This window comes from Streptomyces sp. NPDC002680 (genome assembly GCF_042889145.1).
Taxonomy (GTDB): domain Bacteria; phylum Actinomycetota; class Actinomycetes; order Streptomycetales; family Streptomycetaceae; genus Streptomyces; species Streptomyces adonidis.
This window is the reverse complement of record NZ_JBIAQP010000022.1, coordinates 145,460-162,017: the sequence shown is the minus strand read 5'-3', so window position 1 is coordinate 162,017 and position 16,558 is coordinate 145,460. Positions and strand designations below refer to the sequence as shown.

14 protein-coding genes and 1 pseudogene are annotated in these 16,558 nt (G+C 67.3%); 13 read left to right on the top strand and 2 right to left on the bottom strand.

Annotation, left to right across the window (positions count from 1 at the left end):
- Positions 1-9: 9 nt before the first annotated feature.
- The 10 genes from ACFYXF_RS43065 to ACFYXF_RS43020 all read left to right on the top strand — a co-directional run bounded on the left by ACFYXF_RS43065 (position 10) and on the right by ACFYXF_RS43020 (position 11,629).
- Positions 10-306 (top strand): DUF3039 domain-containing protein, encoded by a 297-nt coding sequence (locus ACFYXF_RS43065; protein WP_053741615.1) that lies wholly within the window; start codon positions 10-12, stop codon positions 304-306.
- A gap of 236 nt (positions 307-542) precedes the next feature.
- Positions 543-1,868 carry an extracellular solute-binding protein gene (locus tag ACFYXF_RS43060; RefSeq protein ID WP_389358149.1) on the top strand — a complete coding sequence of 442 codons (1,326 nt, stop codon included), beginning with the start codon at positions 543-545 and terminating at the stop codon, positions 1,866-1,868.
- A 65-nt stretch (positions 1,869-1,933) separates the two neighbouring features.
- Positions 1,934-2,851 (top strand): carbohydrate ABC transporter permease, encoded by a 918-nt coding sequence (locus tag ACFYXF_RS43055; RefSeq protein ID WP_389358147.1) that lies wholly within the window; start codon positions 1,934-1,936, stop codon positions 2,849-2,851.
- Entirely contained in the window at positions 2,851-3,702 is an 852-nt protein-coding gene (locus tag ACFYXF_RS43050) for a carbohydrate ABC transporter permease (RefSeq protein WP_389358145.1), read from the top strand. The genes ACFYXF_RS43055 and ACFYXF_RS43050 overlap by 1 nt, the downstream gene beginning before the upstream one ends.
- Position 3,703: 1 nt before the next feature.
- Positions 3,704-5,338: a beta-N-acetylhexosaminidase gene (locus ACFYXF_RS43045; protein ID WP_389358143.1), complete on the top strand. Its 1,635-nt coding sequence runs from the start codon at positions 3,704-3,706 to the stop codon at positions 5,336-5,338.
- 270 nt (positions 5,339-5,608) lie between these two features.
- On the top strand, positions 5,609-6,502 hold the full coding sequence (locus tag ACFYXF_RS43040) for a xanthine dehydrogenase family protein subunit M (protein ID WP_235478279.1): 894 nt from the start codon (positions 5,609-5,611) through the stop codon (positions 6,500-6,502).
- Entirely contained in the window at positions 6,499-8,184 is a 1,686-nt protein-coding gene (locus ACFYXF_RS43035; RefSeq protein WP_389358141.1) for a 2Fe-2S iron-sulfur cluster-binding protein, read from the top strand. Before ACFYXF_RS43040 ends, ACFYXF_RS43035 begins: the two co-directional genes overlap by 4 nt.
- Complete coding sequence (locus ACFYXF_RS43030; RefSeq protein ID WP_389358139.1) at positions 8,181-10,490, top strand: xanthine dehydrogenase family protein molybdopterin-binding subunit; 2,310 nt, start codon at positions 8,181-8,183, stop codon at positions 10,488-10,490. The genes ACFYXF_RS43035 and ACFYXF_RS43030 overlap by 4 nt, the downstream gene beginning before the upstream one ends.
- Positions 10,487-10,612 carry a hypothetical protein gene (locus ACFYXF_RS43025; protein WP_389358137.1) on the top strand — a complete coding sequence of 42 codons (126 nt, stop codon included), beginning with the start codon at positions 10,487-10,489 and terminating at the stop codon, positions 10,610-10,612. The genes ACFYXF_RS43030 and ACFYXF_RS43025 overlap by 4 nt, the downstream gene beginning before the upstream one ends.
- A 147-nt stretch (positions 10,613-10,759) precedes the next feature.
- Positions 10,760-11,629 carry an SUKH-4 family immunity protein gene (locus tag ACFYXF_RS43020; RefSeq protein ID WP_389358135.1) on the top strand — a complete coding sequence of 290 codons (870 nt, stop codon included), beginning with the start codon at positions 10,760-10,762 and terminating at the stop codon, positions 11,627-11,629.
- 37 nt (positions 11,630-11,666) lie between these two features.
- On the opposite strand, the gene ACFYXF_RS43015 is transcribed toward ACFYXF_RS43020, so the two are convergent.
- Positions 11,667-12,209: a VOC family protein gene (locus ACFYXF_RS43015; protein WP_389358133.1), complete on the bottom strand. Its 543-nt coding sequence runs from the start codon at positions 12,207-12,209 to the stop codon at positions 11,667-11,669.
- Between the two features lie 837 nt (positions 12,210-13,046).
- Here ACFYXF_RS43015 and ACFYXF_RS43010 point away from each other — a divergent pair.
- The 3 genes and pseudogenes from ACFYXF_RS43010 to ACFYXF_RS43000 form a co-directional block, all read left to right on the top strand.
- Complete coding sequence (locus ACFYXF_RS43010) at positions 13,047-13,610, top strand: DUF4365 domain-containing protein (RefSeq protein ID WP_389358131.1); 564 nt, start codon at positions 13,047-13,049, stop codon at positions 13,608-13,610.
- Entirely contained in the window at positions 13,607-14,800 is a 1,194-nt protein-coding gene (locus tag ACFYXF_RS43005) for a hypothetical protein (RefSeq protein ID WP_389358129.1), read from the top strand. The genes ACFYXF_RS43010 and ACFYXF_RS43005 overlap by 4 nt, the downstream gene beginning before the upstream one ends.
- A gap of 159 nt (positions 14,801-14,959) precedes the next feature.
- Positions 14,960-15,626 (top strand): annotated as a pseudogene (locus tag ACFYXF_RS43000) (tyrosine-type recombinase/integrase); the annotation flags it as partial.
- Positions 15,627-15,701: 75 nt separating this feature from the next.
- On the opposite strand, the gene ACFYXF_RS42995 reads toward ACFYXF_RS43000, so the two are convergent.
- Positions 15,702-16,463: a GAF domain-containing protein gene (locus ACFYXF_RS42995; RefSeq protein WP_389358127.1), complete on the bottom strand. Its 762-nt coding sequence runs from the start codon at positions 16,461-16,463 to the stop codon at positions 15,702-15,704.
- Positions 16,464-16,558 lie beyond the last annotated feature (95 nt).

The window sequence follows — 16,558 nt, the reverse complement described above, 5'->3', positions numbered from 1 at the left end:
CTTGCCGTTATGAGCACTCTTGAGCCTGAGACCCAGCCCCAGCGCGGGACTGGTACGGGGACCCTCGTCGAACCGGCGCCGCAGACCTCGCACGGCGACGGCGACCACGAGCGCTTCGCCCACTACGTCCAGAAGGACAAGATCATGGCGAGCGCCCTCGACGGGACTCCCGTCGTTGCGCTGTGCGGCAAGGTGTGGGTACCGGGCCGCGACCCGAAGAAGTACCCGGTGTGTCCCATGTGCAAGGAGATCTACGAGTCCATGGGCTCCGGCGGCGACGAGGGCAAGGGCGACGGCAAGAAGTAGGGCCGGGCGCTGGCCGGTTGTTCAGTAGAGCGAGGTCCCTAGGGTGCGTTTTGCGTGCCCTGGGGACCTTTGCGTTGTCTGTCGTTGCGCAGGGTGCTTCGGCCGGTCACAGAGTGGTGGAGACGTGGTCAAGACCTCTTGTGGCCATGTCCATGTAGTCCATAGCCTCCGTGGTGTTGTGCAGAGCGAAACATCCATTGCGTATGTTGCAACGCTTTTACCGGAGGAAACGCCAGATGACTCTCTCTGTCCGATCTGTTCGATCTACTCGGCTGGTCGCCTCCGTGGCCGCCCTGGTCCTCGCCGGGCTCACCGCCACCGCTTGTGCCCCAGAAACCTCGGACAACTCCTCCTCCGGCAAGGACGAGCAGACCGGCACCCTGCGCGTGTGGCTCTTCCAGGAGGTCGGCAACGCCCCGAAGGAGAAGGTCGTCACCTCGGTCGTCGACTCCTTCGAGAAGGCCCACAAGGGCGCCGAGGTCAAGGTCGAGTACATCCCCGTCGAGACCCGCGCCCAGCGCATCAAGGCCGCCTTCAACGACCCGAAGAGCGCCCCCGACGTCATCGAGTACGGCAACACGGACACCGCCGGTTACGTCGCCGACGGCGGACTCCTCGACATCAGCAAGGAGTTCGCGGCCTGGGACGAGTCGTCGGACACCGACCCGACGGCCCGTCAGTCCGTCACCGTCGACGGCAAGGTGTACGGCGCCCCCTTCTTCGTGGGCGTCCGCGCCCTCTACTACCGCACCGACGTCTTCGAGGAACTCGGCCTCGAAGTCCCGAAGACCATGGCCGAGTTGGCCGACACCGCGCGCGAGATCCGGGCGGCCAAGCCCGACCTGTACGGCCTCGTGGTCGGCGGCGCCTACACGTACGGCGCGATGCCGTTCGTCTGGGCCAACGGCGGCGAACTCGCCACCGGCCGGGGCGGATCGTACGCCTCCGCCATCGACAGCACCGCCTCCCAGAAGGGCATCAAGGCCTACACCTCGCTCTTCGGCGACGACAACTGTCCCGCCGCCAAGTGCGCGGGCATGGGCGGCAACGACAGCGTCACCGCCTTCGCCGCGGGCAAGGCCGGCATGGTGATCGGCGGCGACTTCAGCCACACGGCCGTCGAGGCCGGCAAGGTGAAGGGCAAGTACGCGGTCGTACCGCTGCCGGGTGTCACCGCCGGCTCGGTCGCACCGGCGTTCGCGGGCGGGAACAACCTCGGTGTGCTGAACAGCACTTCGCATCGGACGCTCGCGGTCGACCTCATGGAGGCGCTCGCCTCCAAGCAGACGCAGACCGAACTCTTCGACGCGATGGGCTTCTTGCCGACGTTCGCGGACACGCGGGACGCGGTGGCCAAGAAGCAGCCGTTCGTCGCGCCGTTCGTGAAGACGCTCGCCTCGGGGACGAAGTTCGTGCCCGCGTCGCCCGCGTGGGCGCAGATCGACTCGTCGTTGGTGCTGCCGACGATGTTCCAGGAGATCGTCAGCGGCAAGAAGAGTGTTGCTGCCGCCTCGGCCGACGCGGCGAAGAAGATGGATGACGCGTTTGGGTCTGTCGGGTGACTCAGGTGACAGCGCCCAGTAGCTCGGGGGTTGACGAGCGTCGGCGGGTGCGGGTGGGTCGTGGCTTGTCGCGCAGTTCCCCGCGCCCCTTGGGGGGTGGGGGTGCACGGCGTCAGAAAGCCACCCTCTGGCTCTATCTCGCGCCCGCCCTTGTCGTCCTCGGTGGGCTTCTTCTCTACCCCATTTATCAGCTTGGGTTGATCTCCTTCTTCGACTACACCCAGGCGCAGGTGAGCGGTGGCAGACCGACCACCTTCGAGGGGTTCGCCAACTACCGGGAGATCTTTTCCGACTCCCAGTTCTGGCGGGTGCTGCTGGCGACCGTGCTCTTCGCGGCGGCCTGTGTGGTGTCCACGCTCTCCGTCGGGTGCGCTCTCGCCGTGCTGCTGACTCGTGTCCGTGCGCTGCCCCGGCTCGCGTTGATGCTGGCGGCGCTCGGGGCGTGGGCGACGCCAGCGGTCACCGGGTCCACCGTCTGGCTGTTGCTGTTCGACCCCGACTTCGGGCCCGTCAACCGGGTGCTGGGCCTAGGCGACCACTCATGGACGTACGGCCGGCTGAGCGCCTTCTTCCTGGTGCTGCTCGAAGTGGTGTGGTGCTCCTTCCCGTTCGTGATGGTCACGGTGTACGCGGGGATTCGCGCCGTACCGGCCGAGGTGCTGGAGGCGGCTGCCCTGGACGGCGCGTCCCAACTGCGTATCTGGCGCTCGGTGCTGGCGCCGATGCTCCGCCCGATCCTGGTGGTCGTCACCATCCAGTCGGTCATCTGGGACTTCAAGGTCTTCACGCAGATCTACGTGATGACGAACGGCGGCGGTATCGCCGGCCAGAACCTCACCCTCAACGTCTACGCCTACCAACAGGCCTTCGCCTCCTCCCAGTACAGCCTCGGCTCGGCGATCGGGATCGTGATGCTGCTGATCCTGCTCGCCGTGACGCTCGTGTACCTGCGGCTGCTGCGCAGGCAGGGGGAGGAACTGTGATGTCCGGCAACGTTGTCCACCGGCTTGTACGGCGGCCCTGGCGGCTGGCCGCCGAGGTGTCGGCGCTGCTGATCGCGGCCGTCGTCGCCTTCCCCCTCTACTGGATGGTGCTCAGCGCCTTCAAACCGGCCGGCGAGATCGAGTCGACCGAGCCTCGGCCCTGGACGCTCGACCCGTCCCTGGACTCCTTCCGGCGGGTCTTCGGGCAGCAGGAATTCGGCCGTTACTTTCTCAACAGCCTTGTGGTCGCCTGCTCGGTGGTCGTCGTCTCGGCGCTGATCGCGTTTCTCGCGGCGACCGCGGTGACCCGATTCCGGTTCCGATTCCGGACCACCCTGCTGATCATGTTCCTGGTGGCCCAGATGGTGCCCGTGGAAGCGCTCACCATCCCGCTGTTCTTCCTCATGCGGGACTTCGGGCAGCTGAACACGCTGGGTGCCCTGATCCTGCCGCACATCGCCTTCTCGCTGCCCTTCGCGATCTGGATGCTGCGGGGCTTTGTGAAGGCCGTTCCGGAGGCGCTGGAGGAGGCCGCGTACATCGACGGGGCGAGCCGGTCGCGATTCCTGTGGCAGATCCTTTTCCCGCTGGTCTTCCCGGGGTTGGTGGCCACGAGCGTGTTCTCCTTCATCTCGGCCTGGAACGACTTCCTGTTCGCCAAGTCGTTCATCATCAGTGACACTTCCCAGTCGACGCTGCCGATGGCCCTGCTGGTCTTCTACAAGCCCGACGACCCGGACTGGGGCGGCGTGATGGCCGCCTCCACGGTGATGACGATTCCGGTGCTGGTGTTCTTCGTACTCGTACAGCGCCGACTCGTGTCGGGGCTCGGTGGAGCGGTAAAGGACTGACGTGACTGAACTGATTCCGGTGCCCGTGACTGTGCGGGACGTCGGCTCTGCGGGCGGCTTCGTGCTTGACGAGACCACGGTGATCGACGCCGGCCCTGGTACCGGGGCGACAGCCCGCTGGCTGCGCGGCGTGCTCGGGGCCGCTACGGGGCTCGCGCTGCCGCCTGGCGCGGGGGACGACGGCGAGACCATCCGGCTGCGGATCCAGCCCGAGGACGCGGGCCACCTCGGCCCGGAGGGCTACAAGCTGTACGTCAACGGGGACGACATCACCATCCACGGCGGCGGACCGGCCGGGGTGTTCTGGGGCGCGCAGACGCTCCGTCAACTGCTCGGCCCCGATGCCTTTCGGCGTGCCCCTGTCGCCCCCGGCCGGCAGTGGCTCGCCCCCGGCACATTCGTCGAGGACACCCCCCGCTTTGCCTGGCGCGGCCTCATGCTCGACGTGGCCCGGCACTTCATGCCCAAGGAAGGCGTCCTGCGCTACCTGGACCTGATGGCGGCGCACAAACTCAACGTCTTCCACTTCCACCTGACGGACGACCAGGGCTGGCGCGTCGAGATCAAGCGGTACCCGAAGCTGACCGAGGTCGGCTCCTGGCGGGCCCGGACGAAATTCGGCCATCGTGCCTCACCGCTGTGGGAGGAGAAGCCGCACGGGGGCTTCTACACCCAGGACGACATCCGCGAGATCGTCGCCTATGCCGCCGAGCGGCATATCACCGTCGTCCCCGAAATCGACGTACCGGGGCACTCGCAGGCCGCGATCGCCGCGTATCCGGAACTCGGCAACACCGATGTCATCGACACGACCTCCCTCTCCGTCTGGGACACCTGGGGCATCAACAAGAACGTACTCGCCCCCACTGACAACACCCTGCGCTTCTTCGAGGGCGTCTTCGAGGAACTCCTCGAACTGTTCCCCGGGGAGTTCGTCCATGTCGGCGGCGACGAGTGCGCGAAGGACCAGTGGCAGCAGTCGCCCACCGCGCAGGCCCGCATCGCGGAACTCGGGCTCGGCGACGAGGACGGGCTCCAGTCGTGGTTCATCCGGCACTTCGACACCTGGCTGACCGCGCGCGGGCGCCGGCTCATCGGCTGGGACGAGATCCTGGAGGGCGGCCTTGCGCCGGGGGCCGCGGTCTCCTCCTGGCGCGGTTACGCGGGCGGCATCACGGCCGCGCGCGCGGGTCACGACGTCGTCATGTGCCCCGAGCAACAGGTGTACTTGGACCATCGTCAGCACGGCGGTGCCGACGAACCCGTCCCCATCGGGTACGTCCGCACCCTTGAGGATGTCTTTCGTTTCGAGCCGGTTCCACCGGAGTTGAGCCCCGAGGAGGCACGGCACGTCCTCGGCGCCCAGGCCAACCTGTGGACCGAGGTGATGGAGGACACCGGGCGCGTGGACTACCAGGCCTTCCCGCGCCTGGTCGCCTTCGCCGAGGTCGCCTGGAGCGCCCTGCCCGCGCCCGCCGAACGGGACTTCGCCGACTTCGAACGCCGGATGACCGCCCATTACGGGCGACTTGACGCCCTCGGCGTCGGCTATCGGTCACCCGCGGGGCCGCATCCGTGGCAGCGGCGGCCGGGAGTGCTCGGACGTCCGATCGAGGGGACACCCCCCAACGTGTGAGGTCCCACGGGCCGCCGAGGCCCCGTAGGAACTCGCGGGAACCCGTAGGAAAAAGCTCACAACAGTCGCCGACCGGTTCCAATCGGAACCGGTCGGTAATGTCGTACGAAAACGGACCATCTCGCTGGTGAGGCGGGCGAATGCCTCCTAGCGGACCCCTGCGTTCGGGTCTCGCGAGAATGTGCCAGAGTTGCCACGTCCGCCCTGTCAGCACGTACCGTACGGCAACACAGGTGGGACCAGGTGGGGCAGCGGGAAGGGGCAGCCGGTTTGACCACGCACGCACCGCAGGCGGCGCAGGCCGTGACGCTGCCCGCCTCGCTGGACGAGGCCGTCGCGGCGCTCGCCGCCATGCCGGCCGCCGTCCCCGTGGCGGGCGGCACCGACCTCATGGCCACCGTCAACTCCGGGCAGCTCAGGCCCGCCGCGCTCGTCGGCCTCGGCCGGATCAGCGAGATCCGCGGCTGGCAGTACCAGGACGGCCACGCCCTGCTGGGCGCCGGACTCACCCACGCGCGGATGGGCCGCCCCGACTTCGCCGCCCTCATCCCGGCCCTGGCCGCCTCCGCGCGCGCCGCGGGCCCGCCGCAGATCCGCAACGCGGGCACCCTGGGCGGCAACATCGCCACGGCCGCCCCCACAGGGGACGCGCTGCCCGTGCTGGCCGCCCTGGAGGCGACGCTCATCATCGCGGGCCCCGGCGGCGCCCGCCGGGAGATCCCGGTGTCGCACCTGCTGGCCGGCGTGGAACTGCTGCGCGCCGGTGAACTCATCGGCTTCGTGCGCGTGCCCCTGCTGCACGCGCCCCAGGTCTTCCTGAAGGCCACCGGACGGACCGGCCCCGGGCGCGCCCTCGCGTCCGTCGCGCTCGTCCTCGACCCCGCCCGGCGGGGCGTGAGGTGTGCCGTCGGTGCCATAGCGCCGATGCCGCTGCGCCCCCTGGACGCCGAGCAGTGGGTCGCCCGGCTGATCGACTGGGACAACAACCGCACGATCGTCCCGGAGGCACTGGGTGCCTTCGGGGAGTACGTCGCCGCGGCCTGCATCCCCGACCCGGTCCCGGACGCGGACGGCTCCGTACCGTCGCTTCCGCCCGCCGTACTGCATCTGCGGCGCACCGTCGCCGCGCTGGCCCGACGAGCACTGGGGAGGGCACTTTCGTGACCGACGACCAGTACAGCGACGACCAGTACGGGGACGGGCGCGGGAATCAACAGGGGGCGCAGGGAGAGGGCGCGCCCCGGGGCGGGGGTCGTTGGGACCCGCTGCCCCAGGGTGACTACGACGACGGCGCCACCGCGTTCGTGAAGCTCCCCGAAGGGGGCATCGACGCGCTCCTGGCCTCCGTGGACAGCCCGCTGGCCGCGCCCGGCCATGGGTACGTGCCCCCGCAGATAGAGGCGGCGCCGGGCACCGGGACCGAGGACGGTTCCTGGGGTGCGCCGCCCGCACCCCCCGGGGGCGTCCAGTGGCCGGACCCGAACGCCGCGTCCCGGGAGTCCCCGCAGACCCAGCACGACGGGTTCACGTACGAGCAGAGCTCGACGGGGCAGTGGGCCTTCGGGCAGGGCACCGCCGCGCCGGAGGGCACGGGTCCCGGTGGGCCGGGCCGCGAGGTGACCGGCGAGTGGCGGATCCCCGTCGCCGGTGGTGACCTTCCGGACGAATCGGGCGAGTTCAGTACATCGGCGCTCGTGGAGCAGTGGGGCGGCACGCCGCCGGCCACGCTCCCCGGCGGCGCGCCCGCACCCTGGGCGACGGAGGGCGCGGGACAGCCCTGGGCACCCGGACCCGAGTCGGAGCGGGAGCCCCGTTCGGCGCCGGGTGCGGAGACGACGTACGCGCCCGAAACCGTGCACGAAACGGGCGGCGCCGGTCGCCCGGCCGTCGGGACCGGTCACCCGGCCGACGTCTCCGGTCGCACCGCCGCCGAAGCCGGTCACCCGGTCGCCGACGAGGACCGCATCCCCGTCGAGATCACCCGCGACCCCGCCGAGGGCTCTGAAGGCCCCGCAGAGGCCGTCACGGACCCAGACGCGACCTCCGGGCCGGAAGGCTCGCCGGAGGCCGCTGAGGAGCCCGTGGAGGGCGAGCCGGACGCGGGCACCGAGGCATCCGGTGCCGGCGCGACCGACGCGGAGCCCGACACCGACCCGGACGCGACCGACGAAGCCCCGGGCATGCCGGGCGAGGAACACCCCCTCGCCTCCTACGTCCTGCGCGTCAACGGCTCCGACCGGCCCGTCACCGACGCCTGGATCGGTGAGTCGCTGCTCTACGTCCTGCGCGAGCGCCTCGGCCTCGCCGGCGCCAAGGACGGCTGCTCCCAGGGCGAGTGCGGGGCCTGCAACGTCCAGGTGGACGGACGGCTCGTCGCCTCCTGCCTGGTGCCCGCGGTCACCGCCGCCGGCAGCGAGGTGCGCACCGTGGAGGGCCTCGCCACCGACGGACAGCCGTCGGACGTACAGCGCGCGCTCGCCAAGTGCGGCGCGGTGCAGTGCGGTTTCTGCGTCCCCGGGATGGCGATGACCGTGCACGACCTCCTGGAGGGCAACCCCGCCCCGACCGACCTGGAGACCCGCCAGGCGCTGTGCGGCAACCTGTGCCGCTGTTCCGGCTACCGGGGTGTCCTGGAGGCGGTCCGCGAGGTCGTCGCCGAACGCGAGGCGCACGCCGCCGACGCGGAGGCGGATGACGGCGAGGCCCGTATCCCGCACCAGGCCGGACCGGGCGCGGGCGGGGTCAACCCCTCCGCGTTCGACGCGCCGGGCTTCGAGCCCGCCCGCAACCACGACTCGCACGCCCCGCACGACCAGACGTACGGCCAGGACGGAGGCCAGACGTGAGCAACGAAGCCGCCACCGCGACCACGGCCGCGGAGGCCGCCCCCGACGCGGAGGCGCTCCCGCACGGCCTCGGCGTGTCGCTGCCGGCCGCCGACGCGCGCGCGAAGACCGAGGGCACGTTCCCGTATGCGGCCGACCTGTGGGCCGAGGGCCTGCTGTGGGCCGCCGTACTGCGCTCACCGCACCCGCACGCGCGCATCCTCTCCATCGACACCACCCACGCGCGGGACATGCCCGGCGTACGGGCCGTCGTCACGCACGAGGACGTGCCGGGCGCCGAGCTGCACGGCCGGGGCAGGGCCGACCGCCCGATGTTCGCCTCCGAGGTCGTACGCCACCACGGGGAGCCCATCGCCGCCGTCGCCGCCGACCATCCCGACACCGCGCGCATGGCCGCTGCGGCGATCATCGTCGAGTACGAAGTACTCGACCCGGTGACCGACCCCGAGCAGGCTTTCGAGGCCGAACCCCTGCATCCCGACGGCAACCTGATCCGGCACATCCCGCTGCGCCACGGCGACCCGGACGCGGCAGGCGAGATCGTCGTCGAGGGCCTCTACCGGATCGGCCGCCAGGACCCGGCCCCCATCGGCGCGGAGGCGGGTCTCGCGGTACCGCGTCCCGACGGCGGCGTGGAGCTGTACCTCGCCTCGACGGACCCGCACGGGGACCGCGACGCGGCCGCCGCCTGCTATGGCCTGGAACCTGAGCGCGTGAAGGTGGTCGTCACGGGAGTCCCCGGCGCCACCGCCGACCGCGAGGACCAGGGCTTCCAACTCCCGCTGGGCCTGCTGGCGCTGAAAACGGGCTGCCCGGTGAAACTGACGGCGACCCGCGAAGAGTCCTTCCTGGGCCACGTCCACAGACACCCCACCCTCCTGCGCTACCGCCACCACGCGGACACCGACGGCAAGCTGGTCAAGGTCGAGGCCCAGATCCTGCTCGACGCGGGCGCGTACGCGGACACCTCCGCGGAGGCCCTCGCGGCGGCGGTCTCCTTCGCCTGCGGCCCGTACGTCGTCCCCAACGCCTTCATCGAGGGCTGGGCGGTCCGCACCAACAACCCCCCCTCGGGCCATGTCCGCGGTGAGGGCGCGATGCAGGTCTGCGCGGCCTACGAGGCCCAGATGGACAAGCTCGCGAAGAAACTCTCCGTCGACCCGGCGGAGCTGCGCCTGCGCAACGCGATGGCCACGGGAGACGTCCTCCCGACCGGCCAATCGGTCACCTGCCCGGCCCCGGTGGCCGAACTGCTCCAGGCGGTACGGGACTTCCCGCTCCCGGCGCTCCCCAAGGACACGCCCGAGGACGAGTGGCTGCTCCCGGGCGGCCCCGAGGGCGCGGGCGAACCGGGCGCGGTCCGCAGGGGCGTCGGCTACGGCCTGGGCATGGTCCACATGCTCGGCGCCGAGGGCGCGGACGAGGTCTCGACGGCCACGGTCAAGGTCCACGACGGCATCGCCACGGTCCTGTGCGCGGCGGTGGAAACAGGCCAGGGCTTCACCACTCTGGCCCGTCAGATCGTCCAGGAGACGCTGGGCATCGACGAGGTTCACGTAGCCCCCGTCGACACCGACCAGCCCCCGGCGGGCCCGGGCGCGCGGGGCCGCCACACCTGGGTGTCGGGCGGCGCGGTGGAACGGGCGGCGAAGATGGTCCGCACGCAACTCCTGCAACCCCTGGCCCACAAATTCGGCATGTCCACGGAACTGCTGCAAATCACCGACGGCAAGATCACGTCGTACGACGGTGTCCTGTCGACCACGGTGACGGAGGCGATGGACGGCAAGGAACTCTGGGCCACGGCCCAGTGCCGCCCCCACCCCACGGAACCCCTGGACGAGGCAGGTCAGGGCGACGCCTTCGTGGGGTTGGCGTTCTGCGCGATCCGCGCGGTGGTGGACGTCGACATCGAGCTGGGCTCGGTACGCGTGGTGGAGCTGGCGCTGGCCCAGGACGTGGGCCGCGTCCTGAACCCGGCGCAACTGGCGGCCCGTATCGAGGCGGGCGTCACCCAGGGCGTAGGCATCGCCCTGACCGAAAACCTACGCTCCGCGCGCGGGCTGATCCGCCACCCCGACCTCACGGGCTACGCCCTCCCGACGGCCCTGGACGCCCCCGACATCCGCATCGTGAAACTGGTCGAGGAACGGGACGTGGTCGCCCCCTTCGGCGCGAAGGCGGCGAGCGCGGTTCCGGTGGTGACGTCCCCGGCGGCCATCGCCTCGGCGGTACGGGCGGCGACGGGCCGCCCGGTGAACCGCCTGCCGATCCGCCCGCAGGCGGCGGTGGTGACGGCGACATGACGCTGCCGGAGGATGAGCCGCGATACGAACCGGGGCCGACGCCGGGCAAGATCCTGGTGTGGGTGCTGCTGTTCGTGGTGGCGGCGGTCGTGGTTGTCGCGGGTGGCGTGTACTTCGGCTGAGAGCAGTCGGGTTGGGCTCCGTCGCAGGTCAGGGCCCGTTGTCAGTGGTGCCGCGTAGTGTTCTGAGCAGTGGGAGGGCCCGCCGGGCGACGGAGGTTTTCGACGTCGAGCCGGGGGGACTGCGAACAACCATGCGCGGGGGAAACCATGAGCACGACGATCACTCTGACCAGGGGCGAACTGCTGACGCGTGTGGGACTGCCGGGCGGCAGAGGCCGGTTGAGGTTCGGTGCGCTGCGGACCAGTGCTCTGCGGGCGGTGGCGAACGCGACGGGAGAGACACCCGCGAGGCACTGCCCGCCCGATCGCCGCGCCCCGCTGGACCGGCGCGCGTCGGCCTCCTCGCTGGAGGTGCTGTCGCGGTTCGCGGCGGCGACGGAGGAGATGGCGGCAGCGCGAGGCCGATTCGCTTCCGGCACGGGCCGGTTGGGCTCGCGGACGGTGGCGGAGACGTCCCGGCACCTGCTGACGGTCTTCGCGCAGGGCACCAACGGTGATGTGCTGCCGTACTGGAAGATGGCCGCCCTGATCCGCCCGCTGGCCAGGTTCGCCGCCCCCGGCGCGGAGTCGGGCCTGGCCCTGGACCTGCCCGCGAGGCTCCTGGAGCAGGAGTTCGGCCACGGCAGGGTGGCGCGCTTCGAGGACGTCGACTTCCCGGCCCCGCTGACGCACGAACCGACGCGCCGCTTCCTGTCCGGAACGGGCCTCCCGGAGGACGGCTCCCTCTTCCAACTGGACACGGACATACCGCTGCCGACGCTGGCGGAGTACTGCGCGGACGAGGACACGGCAACGGAACTCCCGCAGGGAGCGGCCGACTTGATCCGCCTGGGCGGGTTGACGCAGGGCAACAGCCTGGTACTGGACGGCGGAACGGGCACGGTCCTGGCCTGGAACGAGCCCGAGACGACTCTCCACCACCTGAACACGGACGTCTCGACGCTCGCGTACACCCTGTGGCTGCTGCACCGGGCGAAGACGATCGACTTCGAGGCGGAGGCGGGCAAGGTGCTGTGAGCGGGGCCTGACACCCGCGTGACCCGCGTGACCCGGGTCAGTCGGGTTCCCGGACGGGAGCACTGCCACGCCCGCGTTCCCGACCGCTCAGCTCGGCGTCGAGGGTCTCCTGGGCCACGCGCATGGCCTCGGCGTACACGGGTTCCTGCAGCCGCTTCCACATCTCGTCCTCAGGAACGTCCTCGACGTGGCTGACCACCCACCAGATATTGCCGAAGGGATCCTTGATACGCCCGCCACGCTGCCCGAAGGCATCGTCCACCACAGCGGTGACGACCTGGCCTCCGGCGGCGACGGCTCGCGAGAACACCTGGTCGGCATCGTCGACGAACACACGCAGCAGACTAGGCATGACGGGCCAGTCGGAGTGCCGGTCGAAGGCCAGCACGACGGTGTCCCCGACCCGGATCTCCCCGTGCCCGACCAGACCGTCCTCCGTCAGCACCCGCCCGAGTTCCTCACCGCCGAACACCTGGGCGACGAAGTCGAGAAAGGCCCCCGTGTCGTCGGTGACGACCCAGGGCGCGACGGTGGTGTAGCCCTCTGGCGCGGCGTTGCTGGCGTTGCCCTGCTTGGACATCGTGGTCCCTTTCGCCGATGTCGAATGCTGACAACGACGCTAGGCGAGATGTAGGTCTGTTTCTGTCCTAGACAGAGGGTTTCGAGCCGAGATGAACGGCAGATGGGGTGGCCCTCGAAGGAGGGCCACCCCATCTATGCGTGGTGGTCGGGCTGGTGGAGGCCGTGGCGGGAATCGAACCCACGTAACTCGCTTTGCAGGTTTGTTGGTGCTGGTCAGGGCATGACCCGGACGTGTTTGCGGGCGTTCATTCCTGTACGGGGGCTGTGTCGACTGAGGCGGGGTGAACGGTCGCGGACGGCCGCGTGCGGCTACGAATGAGACGGACGAACGTCGGATGGCGGACTGCGATCGACCCGGACCTCTGAGCCGGCGGAGGACGCGAGAGCCGCACTCGTGAACCTTGCCCCCCAACACGCTTTTCAACTGTGCGTAGGGCCGTATGGGGCCGTCCGTGGGGGTTCACGGGGCAGGTCAGACGGGGTGCACGTACGGCGGTGGACTGTGACGGCCGTCGGTGCACTGGACAATGACCAGGACAACGAGCGGTGGCGAACAGGTCAGGGAGCCAAGGTCATCGGCCAGTTGCGTGTGACGTGGGCACCTCGTTAGGCGATTCCCCCGAAACGGGCTTCAAGGCTGGCGTAGCCATGAGGCCAACAGGACTCTGACCTTGCAGATTCATACGTGCCCACTAGCGATCACGGCTGGCTGGAGGTTTGCCACACGCCACGGCTCAAATAGCAGTCCTCGGCATGCAATGTCACACTCCAACTCCTAGTGTGACACGCACCACTCATGTCAGACTGTCGTCTGGTCAACTGCTGGGGGGCACGGGTGACGGTTTCAAAGGTTGAGTGGGACGGCCAATTCCTTGCTTTGGATAATGGCGTTCCATACGGCTCGCTGCACTCCGCAGAGTGCAAGCAGCAATTTAGCCTGGCATATACCCACGCCGTTACCACTGCGGCTAGATGTACAATATCAGACTTAAAGGTTGACATTGAACGGATCGATTTCACTGTACGTCAGAGCGCGCGGCACAAAAAATACAGCTCTTCACAGGTAGACATTCAACTGAAGTGCACATGGCAAGATCTTGAGCATAATGGTCGACTGCGCTGGAGACTTTCCCGCGACCACTATGACTGGCTGCGCGATGAAGATACGTACAACCATAAGATACTCGTGGTCGTTACGGTTCCGAGAATGCTAGATGAATGGCTGGAGGCGAACGACGATCATCTTTTGCTCAGAAAGAAAGCCTATTGGGTCTGCCTTGAAGGAATGGGTGAGATAGACGCGGGTTCAACTTATGTCGATCTACCCGAAGATCAGACATTTGACGTGATACAGTTGCTAAATATTTTGCATCGAGTAGGGAACGGAGAGCGGCCGTGAGTATCACTCGCAGTGAGGGCGCCCGCCCTTACGACCCTATCCGAGATCTCAGCCCAAGAGCGATTGAAGACTTTCTGCGGACTGTAGGTTGGATTCGAGAGGGCTACCGAGAAGGCATCAATAGTTTTTGGGTCAATGAGGCAGAGGGCGCGAGCCTGATGCTGCCTTACAATTCTCGTTTTCGTGATTTCACCACCCGTCTCAACGATGCCTTGCGCACCATTTCAGAGGTGCACAAGGTAAAAGGGGAGGCTCTGGCGCTAGAGATCGCGAGCGCTAGAAGTGACATCCTCCTGCTACGCGCAGACCAAGCGACTTTCGATGGATCGATTCCTTTGGCGGAGGCGCAAAGCTTGATCAACGGGGCAAGTCAGATGATTCTAGCTGCAGCCTGTAGCGCCATCAATCCTCGTGCCACCCATCCTTCCCGTAAGCCCGATGCTGCCAAGGATTTTTTGGCAGAGGAGGTGCGGATGGGGCATACTCTTCGAGGAAGTTTTGTAATAACAATTTTGGCTCGACACGAGAGCACAGTTCGAGAAGAACTTCCCGAGCCGCTTCTTGGACGTGAAAGCCCTTCCGCTGATGAAGCTGATATTCGAGCATCCGAGGCACCGCAAGGGGTCATCGAATCTTATACGCGTCGCGTGATGTCGACATTGGCATCAGGGCTTCAAGCAGCCAATGAACTCTTGCAAGATGAGCCGCAGATCACTGAATCTGAGGCGGTCGAGCAAGGAGCTAGTGCGCAATTGATGGAGTCAATTGGGCGTATGGGCTCTTGGGAAGGCATCAATTCTCTCGACATGTCCTTTCGCTGGTCCCCGTCACACCCGACTCCGCCCGCCGAAACGCCGAGCAGAGTGGTCCTCCCGCGCGAGCAAGCGGAGAGGGCTTCTTTTGTCGGAAAGAATCTCCGTCGTCAACCAAACATTTTGCATGAAAGTGTCATCGGATACGTCATACGACTAGAGCGGGCAGAGGGAAAGGATGACGGCATCGCTGTCATCGACGGCGTCCTAGGGAAGTCTCGACGTCGTGTCAGGGTGCAATTGAGCGGAGATCACTACCGGCTAGCAATCAGGGCGCACGATCAGCGAGCGCCTGTCGTGGCAGTAGGCACCGTGACTCTTGAGCGCCGCGCCTGGTGGATTAACCGCGCGGAGGACTTTCGCCTTGCACTTCAGTGATGGTGCTTTCTCTTCCACAATTTCTTGGGCGTTCGATGGTTACAGAACCTTTCCCTGCGGAATGACGATCTGCTCGGCCGTGAAGCGCACCAAAGGAATTTCGCGGGCCAGCTCCTCATCGTGAGCAAATGGTGCATATTTTGGCAAATCTCCATCCTTAACTCCGCTCGCTGGGCTGTCGCGCTCGCCCTCGGACTGCGTCAAGGGGAGGTACTTGGGCTGACATGGGACGACGTGGACCTTGAGGGTGGGTTTCTCGATGTCCGCCGTAGTCGCCGGCGCCCGCAGTACGTCCACGGATGCACGGATCCCTGCGGACGCAAGGCCGCTGGGTGCTGTCCCCAGAAGCGGCGAACCAACCCTGAGTTGTCCACCACCAAGTCGCGCGCCGGCCGTCGCGCGGTCGGTCTCCCCGATCAGCTCGCTGACCTACTCCGTGCGCATCTCAAGGCGTAGGAGGTGGAGCGAACGGGCGCTGGCAAGCGCTGGGAGGACAACGGCCTGGTCTTCCCGGATGAGTACGGCCGTAGTCCGTCTCACCGCAGGGACTGGTCCGAGTGGAAGGCTCTTCTGGCAGCGGCGAAGGTCCGGGACGGGCGTTTGCGCGACGCACGGCTGCCACGGTCCTACTGATCCTGGGTATCCCGAGCGAGCCGTCATGGGACTCATGGGGTGGTCGACAACTGTCATGACCGCCTGTTACCAGCACATGGTGGACGCAGTACGGACGGACATCGCGCAGCAGGTTGACGGTCTGATTTGGATGCCCGAGAGGCGCCAGCCGGATGATGGCGGCGAGGCTGGCGCGGGTGTCCAGGCTGTTTGAGTTGGCCGAAGTGTGTGTGGTGGTGGGGGCACTCCTGTTGTGGGTGCCCCCTGTAATGCGTTGTTCCTAGCGAAATCAGCGCGAGAGAGCAGCGCCGAGGATCTCGGCCAGGATTCTTAGGAGTACTTGTTCCGTTGCGCTGAGTGCTCCAGCCTCTTCGGCATCTATGGACAAGCAGCCGTAGCTTTTCGTCCCGCCCCACACAGTGGCCGCCATAAAGGTCTTAAAATCGGCTCCTGCCGGGAAGCAGACACCGGGATCGTCTACGTCTCGGATGTAAACGGTACCCTTTTGTTCCGCTACCGCGATAATTGAGTCACTGCCATCATTCAAGCCTTCTTGAAATGTTAGATCAAGTTTAGAATTTCTTCCCTTCCAGACGCTGTTGCACTTCACTGTTCGCGGCGGGCCTGGAAGAAGTTCAAGTAGACATGCGCGAGTGCGCGGCGGGCCTATCTTCTCTGCGGCCAGATCAACCACCAGCTGCTTCATCTGTTGCTGATATGTGCTCCGAGTGGTTGCATTGGGAGCACTTATTACCGCCCCGAGCAGGCTAACGGCTGGCGCCAAGAGATCTTCAAGAACCGTCCGCTCTTCGGCCACGGCGGCCTCGCAGAGATCTTCAGCAGTCCTTCGTGCGATCTGCTGACGCGAAACCTCGCGTGCTGGAATGAAGACACTCACGGCTATCAGGATAGCGCCACAGATCCCGATCAGGACACGGACAAAAGTTGGTGCATCTTCGGCGAAAAACGCCGCGGCGTAGGCCAATGCTGAGCAACTAGTGGTAATCCCGGTGGCAACGCCCCAGCGGCGTATAATTTGGAATGCCGACATGAAGGCAGAGCATACAGGCGCCTAGGTTTGCGATTGATGTGATACGCCATCTGCAGGGGGCGCGTGGAAGCATTGAGGGGGCGCGAAGGTGCGCT

Excerpts from the sequence above, each read along its gene's own strand:
- ACFYXF_RS43065 (WP_053741615.1), top strand. The coding sequence starts at position 10 with ATGAGCACTCTTGAGCCTGAGACCCAGCCCCAGCGCGGGACTGGTACG.
- ACFYXF_RS43060 (WP_389358149.1), top strand. The coding sequence starts at position 543 with ATGACTCTCTCTGTCCGATCTGTTCGATCTACTCGGCTGGTCGCCTCC.
- ACFYXF_RS43050 (WP_389358145.1), top strand. The coding sequence starts at position 2,851 with ATGTCCGGCAACGTTGTCCACCGGCTTGTACGGCGGCCCTGGCGGCTG.
- ACFYXF_RS43025 (WP_389358137.1), top strand. The coding sequence starts at position 10,487 with ATGACGCTGCCGGAGGATGAGCCGCGATACGAACCGGGGCCGACGCCG.
- ACFYXF_RS43020 (WP_389358135.1), top strand. The coding sequence starts at position 10,760 with ATGAGCACGACGATCACTCTGACCAGGGGCGAACTGCTGACGCGTGTG.
- ACFYXF_RS43015 (WP_389358133.1), bottom strand. The coding sequence starts at position 12,209 with ATGTCCAAGCAGGGCAACGCCAGCAACGCCGCGCCAGAGGGCTACACC.
- ACFYXF_RS42995 (WP_389358127.1), bottom strand. The coding sequence starts at position 16,463 with ATGTCGGCATTCCAAATTATACGCCGCTGGGGCGTTGCCACCGGGATT.